A 16122-nucleotide genomic window follows, 5' to 3' on the forward strand; every position below is an offset into this window, starting at 1 on the left:
TTATTTACCGACAAACTTAGCCGCCGACAATCTTTCTCACATAGCGTAAATGTTCCAGAGATCCCTCATAGGCGCTGTCAGCATCAGACTGGCGCATCGCATCCACTATCGCTTTATGTTGTTTGTTGAGATTAAGTAAAACATTTCTGTCTCCAGACTGCTCATCGAGCCCGGCATAAGGGATATTAATCCGTTGTTCCCATAACATACGGGACATATCGAACAACACCCGGTTACGGCTGGCCTCAGAGATCGCAAGGTGAAACTCTTTATCCAGCGAGTAAAAGCCGTGGACGTTATTATCGTTAATGGCTTGATCCATACGATGATAAATCGCCTCTATTTGATTGATGACGTCAACGTTATCGTTTTGTGCGGCTAAGCGCGCACAATGGCTATCGACCAGCTCGCGAGTAGAGAGAATTTCTTCGATGGTATAGTCGCTGGCAAGGTGTTTTTTATCTGAAACGATAACCCCATTACCGGACTGAATCACGATCCATCCGGAGATCTCCAGTACAATAAGGGCTTCTCGCAAGGAGGCGCGGCTCACGCCAAGCTGTTTTGCCAGTTCGCGTTCTGGCGGTAAAAAAGTTCCCGGTGGAAAAATATTATCATTGATCAGCTTAATGATGAGGTTGGCTATCTTCTGATAGAGCCTCTCCTGCCTGACCTCAGGTATAACCATGCGCCCTCCAATCCATATCCAGGGGATTTTGAATGGATTTAGCATACCATCCTGGCGCTGGTGATCGTGATAATTAATTACCGTGCATGATAAAGAGAAGCAACCGCCGGTAGCCTCCATTACCTTCGCCGAGACTACCGGGGAAACTAAACCGAGATGAGCTATTTATCCTTTGACGTTGATTTTCTCGAACACGGGCGCTGTCGCGTTCTTAAACTGAGAAAGAGACCAGGTTTTATAGTTGATATCATTGTAGCCGCGCACCATCATCTCACCGTGCGTTAAGTCAGACAGCGTTGTCCAGACCGTATATTCTGAGACCGGTTTGCGGGTGGCGTTGCCTTCCCCTTCACTCCCCATATAGTCAACCGTAATATTTTTCGGACGATCGAAACGGCTCATAATATGCGCAAGCGTATTCATTGCATCGTGGGCAGATGTCGCTTGCGGCGCATATGTGGTGTAATAAACGCCGCGTATAAAACGGGAAACCGACGTATCGGACGATGGCAAGTCTGCAATAGCAATCCCGCTATCAGGCTGCATCACTTTTATCCCGCCCAGTGTGCCTGAAGAGCGGTCCACATTGGTTAATTGCGTATAATTATTCAGATTTGTCAGATGCCAGGGGAATGCGGGACCATTTGTCATCACGCGAGTGGGATTGTCATAGACATGGAATTTGCCATTTTCCACTTCAACGACAATGCTTCCTCCTTTCTTGTCGTAAAACGCATAATGAAATGGCGATTTCAGATCGCCAAACCGATGCAGTTCCGGTGACCAGAATTTGCCCTCTTTTATTGCCTGTTTTACCTCGCCGACAGTAGCAAAACGGGCCAGCGCCCATTCTCCCAACGAGGTGACAGGAATTGCCTGTTTATATTCACTCGCGGGCAATGGCGGCAACTGCGCATTCATGATCATGTTTTCACTAAATGACAATCCCGCGCTATTCATGCCTTCAAGTATGTCTCTGCTATCGCCATCAGTAATGGTGGAAGTAATGGCCAGTATCGGATACTTCGCCTGATAGCTTATCCCCTGGCTGCCATCCGGCGTTTTTTTATCAAACTGTGTTCCCGCCGGGTAATACGTTAACCATGAGGGTAAATCCTGCATATATTCCAGCGTACGCCCATGAAAAATATCGCCTTGTTTATCCTGAATAGCAAGGGTTGTGCAGGCCTGTGCAGCCAGGGCGTATGAAAACAGCGCCGGAGCGATAAATAACATTGCTTTACTTTTTTTCATCATGCTCTCCTTGTTTGTAAAATGGATTGGATGAATATATTAAATTAAACCTATCAATGGTTATGCGGCACGTAATTAATTGTGATCTTATTTTACAAGCTAATAAATTTAACTGACGGGTTTAAAGGAGAGTTAAACACAGCGAACTAACATGAAACGCGTTATTCGTGTGACCATTTTAAAAAATCCCACCATGTTATAAATAAAAAACACGGTTTCTTATCAACATTAAGAGATATCTTCACAACGCTATATTTACTCTACAACACCAATAACATTAAATTAATTTATGTTTTTGAGTAATGTGAGTAGCACACATGTAATCGGTTGTTACGAATTAGAAACATAATTGCTACTAAAACACGTTGAGAAAGACAAGAAATGCAACATATGATGCCCACACTAACTATAGTGGTTTGGGATAAACGTTATGCAAACACAAGATACATTTTATCAAGTTATGCGTAGACACGGCGTGACAAGGCGTAGCTTCCTCAAGTTTTGCAGCCTTACCGCAACGTCTTTAGGCCTGAGCAGTTCGATGATTCCTCAAATAGCTTATGCCCTGGAGAATAAACCGCGTACGCCAGTGATATGGCTGCATGGTCTTGAATGTACCTGTTGTACCGAATCTTTCATTCGCTCTGCGCACCCGTTGGCAAAAGATGCCATTTTGTCGCTCATTTCCCTGGATTATGACGACACCATTATGGCCGCCGCAGGGCAACAAGCCGAGCAGGCGTTGGCGGATGTGATGCGTGAGTACAAAGGAAATTATATCGTTGCCGTGGAAGGTAACGCGCCGCTGAATGAAGATGGGATGTTTTGCATACTGGCTGGCGAGCCGTTCCTGGAGAAGTTAAAACGCGTCAGCGCGGATGCTAAAGCGATTATCGCCTGGGGGTCCTGCGCATCATGGGGCTGCGTGCAGGCAGCCCGTCCCAACCCAACTAAAGCCACGCCGGTTCACAAATTAATTACCGATAAACCCATTATTAAAGTGCCAGGCTGCCCGCCTATACCTGAAGTGATGTCCGCCGTTATCACCTATATGCTGGCATTTGATCGCATCCCTCCCCTTGATCGTCTTGGACGACCAAAAATGTTTTATGGCCAGCGAATTCATGACAAATGTTACCGACGCGCGCATTTCGATGCCGGTCAGTTTGTGGAAGCGTGGGATGACGAAGGCGCCAGAAAAGGGTATTGCCTGTACAAGATGGGCTGTAAAGGCCCGACCACCTATAACGCCTGTTCAACCGTTCGCTGGAATGATGGCGTGTCTTTTCCTATCCAGTCGGGTCATGGATGCCTCGGATGTTCGGAAGATGGATTCTGGGATTACGGTTCTTTTTACAGCCGGGCAACGGGCATTCCGCAAACCGGCATTGAGGCTACCGCCGATAAAATCGGACTGGGCGTTGCTGGCGTCGCGGGCGCTGCCGCCATCGCTCACGCCACGGTGAGCGCCATAAAACATGCCCGCAATAAAAACAACACGTCATCAGAAAACGCTCCGGAAGAGAAAAAATAATTATGGCATATCCTTATCAGACTCAGGGTTTTACGCTGGACAATAGCGGACGGCGAATTGTGGTCGATCCGGTTACTCGCATCGAAGGGCATATGCGCTGCGAAGTGAATATCGACAGTAATAATGTTATTACTAACGCCGTGTCGACCGGCACCATGTGGCGCGGCCTGGAGGTTATCCTGAAAGGTCGCGATCCGCGAGACGCCTGGGCATTCGTTGAACGCATTTGCGGCGTCTGCACCGGTACACACGCTCTGACCTCAATCCGTGCCGTAGAAAATGCGCTGGGAATCGCGATTCCTGACAACGCAAACTGTATCCGTAATATGATGCAGGCTACGCTACACGTTCACGATCACCTGGTGCATTTTTATCATCTGCACGCGCTGGACTGGGTTGATGTGGTTGCGGCCCTGAAAGCCGACCCGCATCAGACCTCCGCCATCGCGCAAAGCCTTTCCGCATGGCCGCTATCCTCGCCGGGATATTTCCGCGATTTGCAAAATCGACTGAAGCGGTTTATCGAGTCCGGTCAACTTGGCCCTTTCCGTAATGGCTACTGGGGACATCCGGCGATGAAACTTCCGCCGGAAGCCAATTTGCTGGCGGTCGCCCACTATCTTGAAGCGCTCGATTTTCAAAAAGAGATCGTAAAAATTCACACCGTTTTCGGTGGTAAAAACCCGCATCCTAACTGGCTGGTGGGCGGCGTTCCTTGCGCCATCAACCTTGACGAAACGGGCGCGGTCGGCGCAGTGAATATGGAACGCCTGAACCTTGTCAGTTCCATCATCCAAAAAGCTCGCCAGTTCTGCGAACAGGTTTATCTTCCGGACGTCTTGCTGATTGCCAGTTATTACAAAGACTGGGCAAAAATCGGCGGCGGGTTATCGAGCATGAACCTGCTGGCTTATGGCGAGTTTCCGGATAACCCTAACGATTATTCCGCCAGTAATCTTCTGCTTCCGCGTGGGGCTATCATTAACGGTCGTTTCGACGAAATTCATCCTGTCGATTTAACCGCCCCCGATGAGATTCAGGAGTTTGTCACTCACTCCTGGTATACCTATGGTAACGGCAATAACGATAAGGGCCTGCATCCCTGGGATGGTCTGACCGAACCGCAACTGGTCATGGGCGAACACTATAAAGGCACAAAAACTTTTATCGAACAGGTGGATGAGTCCGCTAAATATTCATGGATTAAATCGCCGCGCTGGAAGGGACATGCGATGGAGGTAGGTCCGCTGGCGCGTTATCTGATTGGATATCATCAAAATAAACCGGAATTTAAAGAGCCCGTGGATCAACTGCTGAGTGTATTAAAGCTGCCTAAAGAAGCGCTCTTTTCTACATTAGGACGTACTGCCGCGCGTGCGCTGGAATCCGTATGGGCAGGCAATACGCTGCAATATTTCTTCGATCGTCTGATGCGTAACCTCAAGTCCGGCGATACGGCGACGGCAAACGTCACGCTCTGGGAACCCGATACCTGGCCTACATCGGCAAAAGGCGTTGGTTTCAGCGAGGCGCCGCGTGGCGCGCTGGGGCACTGGATAAAAATTGAAAATCAGAAAATCGACAGCTATCAGTGTGTGGTACCGACAACCTGGAATGCCGGGCCACGTGACGATAAAGGTCAAATTGGCGCGTACGAAGCGGCGTTAATGGGGACTAAACTCGCCGTTCCCGATCAACCATTGGAGATTTTACGTACTCTGCACAGCTTCGATCCCTGCCTGGCCTGCTCCACCCATGTTATTGATAATCATGGAGGGGAGCTGGTCAGGGTTCAGGTACGATGACGACGATTCGGAGGTCTCAATGCATCTCAAAGAAATAACCAGGCAGGGGTACTATATCTATGAAGCGCCGGTCCGTTTATGGCACTGGATCACGGCGTTATCCATTGTCGTCCTGGCTGTTACAGGATATTTCATTGGCCGCCCCCTGCCATCGATTCAAGGTGAAGCGACCTTTATGTTTTGGATGGGCTGGATACGACTGATCCATTTTACCACGGCGTATATTTTTACTGTCGCGCTGCTGTTTCGTATTTACTGGGCATGTGTCGGCAATGAGTACGCCAGGGAGATGTTTCTGGTTCCGTTCTGGCGCCGCGCCTGGCGTAAAGGCGTTATCAGCGAAATCCGCTGGTATTTTTTCCTCGAAAAAGAGGCCCATCGTTACTATGGACATAATCCGGTAGCGGGACTGGCGGTAATGTTCTATTTCTGGATGTCCGTACTGATGGTGTGTAGCGGCTTTGCGCTCTATGGCGAAGGACTTGGAACAGACAGTTGGGCGTATCAATGGTTTGGCTGGATGATTCGCCTGACTGGCAACGATAGCCTCGCGCTACATTTCTGGCACCGGCTGGGCATGTGGTTCATTATCGCCTTCGTCATTGCGCATGTTTATACCGCTATCCGTGAAGACATTATGAGCCGACAAAGCGTGATTTCCGTCATGATAAGCGGCTGGCGCTGGTTCAGGTGATAACAATGGCAGAAGTAACAATCTTAGGGCTTGGCAACCTGCTTTGGGCAGATGAAGGGTTTGGCGTCAGAGCGGCGGAAAAGCTGTTTGAACAGTATGCCGATAACGAGAAAGTTGACGTTGTTGATGGCGGTACGCAGGGGCTGGCGCTGCTGCCCTGGCTGCAACAAACCGAAAAACTGTTAATCATGGATGCTATCGATTTTGGTATGGCGCCAGGTTCGCTGGCGATGTTTCGTGATGAACAGGTTCCCGCCTATCTGACGGCGAAAAAACTCAGTTTACATCAGACCAGTTTTTCTGAAGTGCTGGCATTGCTGCAATTAACCGGCGGCCAGTTATCGGAGATTGTGCTGATTGGCGTGCAGCCGGAATGTCTGGATGACTATGGTGGAAGTCTCACGCCGCAGGTAAAGGCGCAACTGATGCCTGCGGTCTATCTCGCGCAGGAAGTGCTGGCGCAATGGGGTATCACCGCCTCTTCAGCGGCCTTGCCCACTGAAAGACTCAATCATTACAGCCTGTGTATGGAACGCTACGAAGATGAACGGCCAGATGCGCAAAGCGCTTGCCGGGTCGGCGATATTCGGGTGCTACAGAGAGAGAAATCATAATGTGTATTGGCGTTCCTGTGCAGGTTATTTCACCCGGTCAGTGGTTCGCCAAATGCCGCGACCGACACGGCGAGCTTATCGACGTTGATATTCGGCTTGTGGCTCCCCCCTTAGCAGGCGCATGGCTGCTGACATTTGGCGGCGCAGCACGACGAGAAATGGACGAAGCGGAAGCCGTTGAGGTACTGGCGGCGCTGGACTCGCTGGAACAGGCCATGCTCACGCAAAGCGATCCGCTGACCGGTTTTGCCGATTTATTGTCTCGCTCGCCTGAATTACCGGAGCATTTAAAAAAATGACTATCTCACCCCAAAATCCTGTTTGTCCACTGGCGGATAAAGGCTTTCTGGTTACCGATGCGCAAACGCTCCCGTCGTTGATTAATGCGCATCCGACTCTGCTGGTTTTGCTGCAAAGCGACCCCAACAAACATCCGGAAGTCGCCGACAGTTGGGTCATTATCCCGGAGATCCTCAAGCAATTTCCGGCGACGTCTTATACCGCGGCATTTGCGGATAGCGAACAGAGTGAACTGATCGCCCGGGAGTATCGCATTCTGAAATATCCGGCGCTGCTTTTCTTTCGCCAGCACCGTTTTGTCGGCAGTCTGGCGGGATTATATAGCTGGCAAGAATACTCTCAGCGGGTGGCCGCATTGCTGACCACACCGGGCTATCGTCAGGATATTCCCGTTATCACGCAATAGAATGAAAGGTAACACACGTGAATCATTCCAGAACTATTCCAGTCGTTAATATTGCCGGACCAGGCTCGCAGCCAGAAGAGGAAGACTTTAACTTTCTTCCTATCCCCGCCGGCATTAATCTCCCACTGACGCCGGTTTTACCGGAACAGGTGCTGCCCGCTGAGCTTCGTGTTGCCAGACACATCCTGACTACGCTTATTCGCGATATGGATAACCCGGTGGCAACGCTCCCCTTTCCCCTGAGCTATAAGCTGAATGCCACTGAGCAACAGAATAGCGGTTTGTTGGATCAACTGCTCGGCGAAGGTGAAATATCCGCCCGGGTACTATTACCCGATGGAAAAGAACAGCGTATTCAGGAGACGGTTTTTACGGGCGTCTGGCGTGTGCGTGAATATAACGCTGACCAGCAACGGGTTGCCGATGAAATTATCATTGGCCCGATCCCGGAGAGCATCTGGCAGACGCATCCGCAGCCGCCGATTACGCCAGAATTGCCGCCGCAACCGGCGGGATTGATGAATGGCGCCTTTATCGCGCATGAAATAGCCGAGCGCGTAAAACAGCCGGTAAAAGAGCCGCACATCATTAATTTAACGCTGTTGCCAGTAAACGATGCCGACCGCGAGTATCTGGATCATTTTTTAGGCGAAGGCTGTAGCGCTATTTTTTCACGCGGATATGGTAAATGCCGGATTGTAAGCACGCATTTTCCCGGCGTATGGCGGGTCAATTATTTCAATGATATGAACACATTACTGCAAGATATGATTGAGATAGCGGACATTCCTGATATCGCCGTTGCAGGCATCGATGATATCGAAGATGCCTACGCGGGGCTAAAAAATACGTTGGAATGGTTGAAAGAATACCCGGTCACAGAAAATGAGCCAGTGGTGCGCATGGAGTGCAAAGTATGTTGGTGGGTTTACGACCCTGCGCTGGGCGATGACGTATGGCAAATTCCACCCGGCGTGCCCTTCAATCAGTTACCTGATTACTGGTGCTGTCCGGTTTGCGAAACCAGTAAGTCCGGGTTTATGGTGATCGATGAAGGTAATAATTCGTGCAAAGATTGACCGTCTATTCTCACCCGCTACGGATTATCTGGCAGGAGGCGCCGATCGGTCGTTTGCTACAGGGCGCAACGCCGGTATACGCAAAAACGCTTATTTCACGTTTGTTTACGTTGTGCGCTCAGGCGCACAGCGCAGCGGCGGCTTTACTGTTGTTTCCTGAAGAGAAGCCAGATATGCAGGCCGCACAACAAGAGCTGGCGCGAGAAACGCTCCGTCGCGCGTTGACCGACTGGCTCCCCCTGTTTAGCCACCGACAGGCAACCGCTGAAGAATGGGCGTTGTTACGTCGCGGAGAGTTATCCCCGCTGGCAAGCACAATCTTTTTTGACGATGATCCTCAGGCCTGGCTTGCCGCTGGCGTAAAGGGCTGGGAAGCCTGGTTTTTGCAAGAGCGTTCTGAAACCGCCCGCTGGCTGGCGGCAGTACAGAATATCATTACACCTACACTACCGATGGCGTCGTCCCCGGACCATACGTTAATAACCCATGGTCCCCTGGATGTCTCGCCTCTGGCTATCGAATATCCGCTACTGTCAGCCTGTTGTCTTAGCGGAAAAACGACTGCGCTACGTCTGCTGGCCCGCTGCATTACGCTCGCCCGAAGTTTGAGCGCCCTTCCTACCCTGCGCTGGAATCGTTTTGATGATGGCGAATGGAAAATAGCGGTAGTGGAAACCGCGCGAGGATGGTTAGTTCATCAGGCCAGACTGACGACGTCAGGCAATATTCTTGATTACCGTATTATCTCGCCTACCACACGTCACGCCCAATCTGACGGCGTCATTGCTCGCGAACTGGCCACTATTCCGCTCTCATTGTGGTCGCAACAGTTACAGGTAATTGATCCTTGTGTCGCCGTAAATATTGTTGAATGAAGGAGCTGGCCCATGCATGAATTAGCCCTGGCGCAAAATATTATCGAATTGCTGGAGGAACAGGCAGTAAATCACCAGTTCAGCAAGGTAAAGCAAGTCTGGCTGGAGATTGGCGTTATGGCCTGTGTTGAGGTGCCGGCGCTGCATTTTGGCCTGGACGTCGCCGCTCGTCATACCCTTGCTGACAATGCGCGTTTCCACATCACTATCGCACCGGCGCAAGGTTGGTGTCTGTCCTGTAATCAACCCTTCACCTCTCAAACATCCACACTCTGTTGTCCCTTTTGTCATTCAGGCAAAGTGCAGATAGATGACAGTAGCAGAATGCGCATTCGCGAGATCGAAGTCGAATAGTCAACGAATAGTCAATAAAAAAGGACGCCAGAAGCGTCCTGAAATAATAAAAGAATAAATTAACAATAATAAAGGTTAAGCAGTGACACAGTTTTGGGAAAAGGAGGGTATCCCTAAACTGTCTTAATCAGCAAGTTTTATCAAAACTCGTAGACTAAGCCGAGCGCCACGGTGTTGTCTGTATTAGGATTCGATGGGTTGCCATCTTTTAGCAGATTGATTTTGTAGTCAACATACGCGGACATATTTTTATTGAAGTAGTAATAGGAACCCACATCAATATATTTCACAAGGTCGAACGAACCCAGTCCATTAACATCATTGGCTCTGGATTGCAGGAACGCCAGTGACGGGCGTAAGCCATTATCAAATTGATATTGCCCTACCATTTCCCAGTTATCGGTTTTATGTGCAAAGCCGCCCAATGTATCACCCATATAGGTCATATCATAAGTACGGGTATAGTTTGCCGCCAGGTAAATATTATTGGCATCATACTTCACGCCGCCAGTCCAGGCTTCAGCACGGTCGCCATTGTCGTATTTATCTTGCGTCATCTGATCAAGCGTGCGTTTGGAACTGGTATAGGCTGCCCCCAGGCTCACCCCCATGCCCAAATCATATGTCGCTGATGCCCCGAAACCATCGCCATTCTGGTACGCGATACTTTTTCTGGCATTATTACTTAAAGGATCGCCTTCTTTCGACAGGCCGTCATTTTTACCCTGATACTGCAACGCAATATTCAGACCATCAACCAGACCAAAGAAATCATTATTGCGATAAGTCAGAACGCCATTCGCGCGTCCGGTCATAAAATTATCGGAAGCTTCATACGAATCATTACCAAATTCAGGCAGTACGTCAGTCCATGAACCAATGTCGTATAACACGCCATAGTTACGACCATAATCAACAGACCCCATATCGGCAAATGCCAAACCAGCAAAACCGAGACGCGTCCAGCTTTGCGGGGAACCACTGGAGTCACCATCTTCCGGACGATTGGCGTTGACCTGATACTCCCACTGTCCAAAACCGGTTAGTTGATCGGTAATTTGAGTCTCGCCTTTAATACCCATACGGATATAAGATTGATCGCCATCCGTACTATGATTACTGGAAAAATAATGCAGGCCGTCGACCTTGCCATACAAATCCAGTTTATTGCCATCCTTGTTATAGATTTCTGCTGCGTTGGCGGCTCCAGCCATCATCACGGCTGCGGCTACCGCAGATAACACCACTACTTTTTTCATTTTATATGCCTTGTTTGTCTTATTTTTGGACTTTCCGCAAAACCTGCTCGCGGAACTGTCCAGGACAATATCACTAACAATTACCGTGCGTTAAGTTTCAAAGTGTAATATTAGCTTGCTATATATTAGTGATGTTAAAATGCAAGTTAAGCATAGCTACATCAATGATATGCCCTGTTTTCTGCTGTAATAACAAGGGGGTTACCCTTAGAGAACTGGCTTACGGTCGGGGATGCCAGGGCGAGAATGGCACTGAACACTCGGCTGACATTCGTTAAGACGGAATCATAATCAAGTCAGTTGAGACCACAGCCCTTCTTATTTTTGTGTATAATTTGTTACGTTTACATTTATTTTTAAATTAGCGTTATGAAAATATCAGTACTACTGAAATAGCACTTCTTCGCTTCGTGTATTTTTACTATGGTTAATTATCACATAGCGCAAACGGTCATTTGTGTATCACTATTCATAAGATTAACTATTTACCAGTGGTAATAAACATAAAAATAAGTCAAAGGACAACAACAATACTGAAACTCTAAATGTTGATATTTTGAGTCATGCCGTTACAAACAAATACGATATTCTTAATTGCACTACTCCCTTTTCGGGGTAATTTTATAGAAGGATGTTTTTTTTTGTTCGTGAGCCATGCTCCTTTAGTATAAAGGTGAACGTAACAGGAAAGATAAAGCGTCTCAAAAACAGACCATATGGGTATAACTATTATGCAAAAAACGTCACTATTGTTTTCGGCCGCCGCGATAACGTTAACTCTGATGGCGTCATCGGCATCAGCGGCAACGCCAACCGCCGCACAAAATGAAGCTACGTCGACCGTTAAACAAGAAATTACAGAAGGTATTAACCGCTACCTTTATTCAATAGATAAGGCAGACCCAACGTTAGGCAAGCAGCTCTTTTATGTTTCACCGGAAACCAGTTTTATTCATCCACGCGGTCACGAACGCGGATGGTCGCAGATCGCTGAAAATTTTTATGGCACCACTATGGGTAAAACCTTCAGCAAACGCACATTAAAACTGGACGCTCCCCCTGCTATTCATGTGTATGGCAATGCCGCCGTTGCAGAGTTCGACTGGCATTTTACCGCGGTACGCCGTGATAATGGGCAGACTCAACACACGGCAGGCCGCGAAAGCCAGGTGTGGGCGAAGATACCAAACACAGGATGGCGAATCGTTCATGTCCACTACTCCGGTCCAGCCAAAACCGGCGTTGGAGAAGGCTATTAAGCTTTGCTCTTCAGGTTATGGCGCAGATGAACATTCTGCGCCAGTTAAGACGATCTCAGGTCAGTTGATAGCGCTTATCTGGTATCCGTTTTGCCGGAATATCCCTTTCATCATTCATTTGCAGTAAATCGATTTCTATCGCATTGCATATCGCATCCAGCGGTAAATCATTATTTTCAGTACCGAACGGATCTTCCAACTCTTCTGCTAACGTATCCAGCGCGATAAACGTATAAGAAATCAGCACCGAAATAAACGGCGTCATATAGTGCAGATCAACCACCAGTGCAAACGGCAACATAATGCAGAAAAGATAAACCGTACGATGCAAAATTAACGTATAGGCAAAAGGCACCGGTGTGTTGGCGATGCGTTCACAGCCGGCCAACACTGACGACATATCATTTAAGCGGTTGTTGAGGCTATGAAATAAAATATCGGAAAGCTTTCCGCTGCGGCGGCGAATCGCCAGCCACTCTCCCATCAGCAATAAGATACGGTTAGCGGGGGAATGGGAAGCGACAACTTTCTGTAACGTGTCCTGGTCAAGATAGTTGCCCAAAACTTGCGCCTGAGGCTGTCGACGCAATGTCATACGCAAACAGTGGGCAAAAGCGATTTGTAACCGAACAAAATCCTCGATACCGCGTTCATCAGGCAAGGTTGTTTTCACCTCTCGCAGTATTGAGCGTGAAGCGATCATCAACTGCCCCCACAAATGTCGCGCTTCGACGTAACGCGCATAACAGGCATTATTGCGAAACCCCAGAAAAATGGCGATAGCGACGCCCAGTATGCTAAACGGCGCAAGGGTAAACTTAATACCCAGCATTGTGTACCAGGGCAGCATGATAATAACGGCGATAGAAAGAAGAAAGTTAAGGAGCAGTCGTGAAAAGATTTTAGATAACACGGAACCATGCCAGACAAATATCAGGCGAATCCAGTGCTGTTGTGGTCTAACGATCATGATTATCTTCAGCAGGTAAAAAAGCACTGTCATTAAACGTGATCCAGATCAAGGTTGCAAGCTTCTGGTGATACACGGATCCCCTGCCCTGTAGAACATTTTTTTGCACAGTGCTGACAGGCGTTGAAAAAAAACAACCAAATGTATGTTGTAACTAAAAAGACACTTCAGCACATGAGATATATGACGGTCAACGGCTGCTATCAGTGGTATAGGGTGATTTATCGGGGAAAGCGTCAGCAACGACGCGCTGCTCTACCGCTGATTCATTTGTATGACCAGCCAGTAATGGATAACGCTGACAATATACTGTTGCTGCGCTTCGCTCAGCGGTTCTCCCTGAGGTATCTGGTGCCACTTCGCCAGGCACCCGCGACAGCAGGTTGCCGTCGCATGTTGCGCGATAAATACCGGATGGCCCCGCATCGGCGTTTGCTTACCATCATTCGCCGGGTGAGCTGGAGCCAGTCGCTGGGCGATAAAATCGGCGGCGTGTTTATCAATTACCTCCGCGCCTTTATCCCAGCAATATTGTCTTTCTTTTATCCCGAGACGAAAACGCGAACGAAATGTCGATCGCGCCAGGCGGGCAAAGAGCGGTTCAAGCGCATTCATCAGTATACCGAACGTCCTAACGTTTGTGTTAATTGCTCAAGCGCGGCGATACCTGCCAGAGAGTTTCCCGCAGGATCCAGCTCCGGACTCCAGACGGCAATCGCCATTTCATGCGGCACTATGGCGACAATACCGCCGCCCACGCCGGATTTAGCGGGCAATCCCACCCGCCAGGCAAACTCTCCGGCATTCTGATACATACCGCTGGTCGCCATTAGCGCATTAATCTGCCGGGCCTGCATGGGGGTAACTACCGGCTCGTCGAGATGAAACGCCTCGCCCTGATTCGCCAGAAAGACAAACGTCCTCGCCAGTTCCATGCAGCTCATTTTCAACGCACAGTAGTGGAAGTAATTTTGCAACACGGTAGGCACATCATGATGAAAATTACCGAATGATTTCATCAGCCAGGCAATAGCGGCGTTACGGGCGGAATGCTCAAATTCAGAGCGCGCGACCGTAGCGTCATACGTAATATCCGATACGCCGCAAAGCGCGCGCACAACTTCCAGCATTCGCTGACGCGGCGCGCTAAGCCGCCCTTGCAACATGTCGCATACCACCAGCGCGCCCGCATTAATAAATGGATTACGCGGGATGCCTTGTTCCATCTCTAACTGAACCAACGAATTGAATGGCGAGCCGGAAGGATCTTTTCCGACGCGCTGCCAGATCTCCTCTTCCGGATAATGACGCATCGCCACCACCAGACTGAGCACTTTCGAAATAGACTGAATAGAGAAGCGTTCGTGCGCATCGCCCGCCTGATAATGCTGCCCGTCCACGGTACAAATCGCTATCCCCAGCTTTGAACCTTCGACGGACGCTAATGCCGGAATATAGTCAGCGACTTTGCCCTGGCCAATGAGGGGGCGAACGCGCTGTAAAATCGTCTCTAAAATTGCATTATCCATGGCCCTGGCCACAACATGCTCCTTGCTCGCAGGTCTGAAAAGGCCTGCGAGTATAGCAGAGGGCGCCACGCGACGTCAGGGCGATTAGACGCGGTTCTTCCAGACGGTCTGCACATTACAAAATTCGTGTAAACCAAAGTGCGAAAGCTCGCGACCGAAGCCGCTTTTCTTCACCCCGCCGAATGCCACACGCGCATCGCTGGCGCTGTACCCATTAATGAATACCCCGCCGCACTCAAGACGCGCCGCCATCTCCGCGGCCAGCGTATCGTCGGCGGTAAAGATCGTCGCCGACAGGCCAAACTCACTGTCATTCGCCAGCGCGAGGGCGTGCGCCGCATCTCTTGCAACGGTAATGGCGGCAACAGGCCCAAAAAGTTCCTGACGAAATGCCGTCATGTCAGGTGTGACATCCGCCAAAACGGTCGCGGCATAATAGTTGCCCTCCCCGGCGATTTTCTCCCCGCCCAACAGTAGCCGTGCGCCTTCGGCGACGGAAGCCTGCACCTGTTGATGGAGTTCATCACGCAAATCAAAGCGCGCCATCGGCCCCAGGTCATTCTCTTCAACCAGAGGATCACCCATCTTTAATGCTGCGGCAGCCGCCACAAAACGATCGGTAAACGCCTGCGCAATGCCCTCTTCGACAATAAAACGTTTGGCGGCGGCGCAGACTTGTCCGGTGTTTTGATAGCGTCCGGCAACTGCGGCTTTTACCGCCAGTTCGAGATCGGCATCATTGAGTACAATAAACGGATCCGAGCCACCCAGTTCCAGTACGCACTTTTTCAGCGCCGCCCCAACCTGAGCGCCAATCGCCGCGCCGGCGCGCACGCTACCGGTCACCGTCACCGCCGCGATTCGCGGATCGTTAATCATCTGACTCACGCCCTCATTATTGGCGTTCACCCATCCATAGACGCCAGCGGGAGTACCGGCTTCCGTCAAGATTCGGGCTATCATCTGCGCGCACCCCGTGACATTGGGCGCATGTTTTAACAAGTAGCTATTCCCCGCCAACAGTATCGGCACTGCCCCGCGTAACACCTGCCATAAAGGAAAATTCCACGGCATTATCGCCAGGATGACGCCCAGCGGACGGTATTCAATCACCGCCTGCTGATTTTCTACCAGCGTAGGCTCAGGATTCAGCATTGCCGGGCCATGTTCCGCATACCAGTCGCATAACGCGGCGGATTTCGTCACTTCCGCACGCGCCTGCTTTATGGGTTTACCCATTTCACGCGTAATACATTGCGCCATCTCTTCTGCATGAGCGCGAAGCGCCTGACCAATATCGCGTAATGTTTGCGCCCGTTGCGCTACCGATGTCATTTTCCACTTTTTGAAACCGCTCGCCGCCAGACTCAGCGCATGTTCAATCTCTTGCGCGTTAGCCCAGGGCATTGCCGCCAGCGTCTGGCCGGTCGCAGGATTCACGGATAACGCCTGTGTTGCAGTCATCATGGTCATGTTCTTTCTCTCGTTATCAGGGGAGTTGT

At 49.9% G+C, this 16122-nt stretch carries 17 protein-coding genes; 10 read left to right on the forward strand and 7 right to left on the reverse strand.

What is annotated here, in order from left to right:
* Nucleotides 1–16 precede the first annotated feature (16 nt).
* Both NA986_RS04200 and NA986_RS04205 read right to left on the reverse strand, forming a co-directional pair.
* A complete protein-coding gene (locus NA986_RS04200) occupies nucleotides 17–808 on the reverse strand; it encodes a FadR/GntR family transcriptional regulator (RefSeq protein ID WP_000388417.1) in 792 nt (263 codons plus the stop codon).
* A gap of 45 nt (nucleotides 809–853) precedes the next feature.
* Nucleotides 854–1945: a choloylglycine hydrolase family protein gene (locus tag NA986_RS04205; RefSeq protein ID WP_000976500.1), complete on the reverse strand. Its 1092-nt coding sequence runs from the start codon at nucleotides 1943–1945 to the stop codon at nucleotides 854–856.
* Nucleotides 1946–2372: 427 nt separating this feature from the next.
* On the opposite strand from NA986_RS04205, the gene NA986_RS04210 reads away from it, so the two are divergent.
* Genes NA986_RS04210 through hypA form a run of 9 tightly spaced genes read left to right on the forward strand, consistent with a single transcriptional unit; the run spans nucleotide 2373 to nucleotide 9603 of the window.
* Nucleotides 2373–3476: a hydrogenase small subunit gene (locus NA986_RS04210; protein WP_001194448.1), complete on the forward strand. Its 1104-nt coding sequence runs from the start codon at nucleotides 2373–2375 to the stop codon at nucleotides 3474–3476.
* A 2-nt stretch (nucleotides 3477–3478) separates the two neighbouring features.
* On the forward strand, nucleotides 3479–5281 hold the full coding sequence (locus tag NA986_RS04215) for a nickel-dependent hydrogenase large subunit (protein ID WP_000331200.1): 1803 nt from the start codon (nucleotides 3479–3481) through the stop codon (nucleotides 5279–5281).
* Entirely contained in the window at nucleotides 5232–5975 is a 744-nt protein-coding gene (cybH, locus tag NA986_RS04220) for a Ni/Fe-hydrogenase, b-type cytochrome subunit (RefSeq protein ID WP_023216427.1), read from the forward strand. The genes NA986_RS04215 and cybH overlap by 50 nt, the downstream gene beginning before the upstream one ends.
* Nucleotides 5976–5980: 5 nt before the next feature.
* Nucleotides 5981–6589, forward strand: coding sequence for a HyaD/HybD family hydrogenase maturation endopeptidase (hybD, locus tag NA986_RS04225; protein ID WP_000852664.1), 609 nt, complete (start codon nucleotides 5981–5983; stop codon nucleotides 6587–6589).
* Nucleotides 6589–6888: a HypC/HybG/HupF family hydrogenase formation chaperone gene (gene hypC / locus NA986_RS04230; RefSeq protein WP_000334906.1), complete on the forward strand. Its 300-nt coding sequence runs from the start codon at nucleotides 6589–6591 to the stop codon at nucleotides 6886–6888. The genes hybD and hypC overlap by 1 nt, the downstream gene beginning before the upstream one ends.
* Entirely contained in the window at nucleotides 6885–7295 is a 411-nt protein-coding gene (locus NA986_RS04235; RefSeq protein WP_000155978.1) for a hydrogenase, read from the forward strand. The genes hypC and NA986_RS04235 overlap by 4 nt, the downstream gene beginning before the upstream one ends.
* 17 nt (nucleotides 7296–7312) lie before the next feature.
* A complete protein-coding gene (locus tag NA986_RS04240) occupies nucleotides 7313–8374 on the forward strand; it encodes a hydrogenase expression/formation C-terminal domain-containing protein (RefSeq protein WP_023216428.1) in 1062 nt (353 codons plus the stop codon).
* Nucleotides 8362–9249 (forward strand): ATP/GTP-binding protein, encoded by an 888-nt coding sequence (locus NA986_RS04245; protein ID WP_001189391.1) that lies wholly within the window; start codon nucleotides 8362–8364, stop codon nucleotides 9247–9249. The genes NA986_RS04240 and NA986_RS04245 overlap by 13 nt, the downstream gene beginning before the upstream one ends.
* A gap of 12 nt (nucleotides 9250–9261) precedes the next feature.
* The gene (gene hypA / locus NA986_RS04250) at nucleotides 9262–9603 is read left to right on the forward strand and encodes a hydrogenase maturation nickel metallochaperone HypA (protein ID WP_000544772.1); all 342 of its coding nucleotides are present in this window, start codon (nucleotides 9262–9264) and stop codon (nucleotides 9601–9603) included.
* A gap of 140 nt (nucleotides 9604–9743) precedes the next feature.
* On the opposite strand, the gene ompC is transcribed toward hypA, so the two are convergent.
* Complete coding sequence (gene ompC, locus NA986_RS04255) at nucleotides 9744–10862, reverse strand: porin OmpC (protein ID WP_000758336.1); 1119 nt, start codon at nucleotides 10860–10862, stop codon at nucleotides 9744–9746.
* A gap of 716 nt (nucleotides 10863–11578) precedes the next feature.
* Here ompC and NA986_RS04260 point away from each other — a divergent pair.
* Nucleotides 11579–12121 carry a YybH family protein gene (locus NA986_RS04260; RefSeq protein WP_000513120.1) on the forward strand — a complete coding sequence of 181 codons (543 nt, stop codon included), beginning with the start codon at nucleotides 11579–11581 and terminating at the stop codon, nucleotides 12119–12121.
* 55 nt (nucleotides 12122–12176) lie between these two features.
* Here NA986_RS04260 and NA986_RS04265 read toward each other — a convergent pair whose 3' ends face one another.
* The 4 genes from NA986_RS04265 to sad form a co-directional block, all read right to left on the reverse strand.
* Nucleotides 12177–13091: a bestrophin family protein gene (locus NA986_RS04265; RefSeq protein WP_023216429.1), complete on the reverse strand. Its 915-nt coding sequence runs from the start codon at nucleotides 13089–13091 to the stop codon at nucleotides 12177–12179.
* A 255-nt stretch (nucleotides 13092–13346) separates the two neighbouring features.
* Nucleotides 13347–13706, reverse strand: a complete 360-nt coding sequence (locus NA986_RS04270) for a DUF4186 domain-containing protein (protein ID WP_000992449.1) — start codon at nucleotides 13704–13706, stop codon at nucleotides 13347–13349.
* The gene (glsB, locus tag NA986_RS04275; RefSeq protein ID WP_000090081.1) at nucleotides 13706–14632 is read right to left on the reverse strand and encodes a glutaminase B; all 927 of its coding nucleotides are present in this window, start codon (nucleotides 14630–14632) and stop codon (nucleotides 13706–13708) included. Before glsB ends, NA986_RS04270 begins: the two co-directional genes overlap by 1 nt.
* Before the next feature lie 72 nt (nucleotides 14633–14704).
* Nucleotides 14705–16093: a succinate-semialdehyde dehydrogenase gene (sad, locus tag NA986_RS04280; RefSeq protein ID WP_023216430.1), complete on the reverse strand. Its 1389-nt coding sequence runs from the start codon at nucleotides 16091–16093 to the stop codon at nucleotides 14705–14707.
* Nucleotides 16094–16122: the final 29 nt, after the last annotated feature.

The organism is Salmonella sp. NW177, from assembly GCF_051811585.1.
Classification (GTDB): domain Bacteria; phylum Pseudomonadota; class Gammaproteobacteria; order Enterobacterales; family Enterobacteriaceae; genus Salmonella; species Salmonella enterica.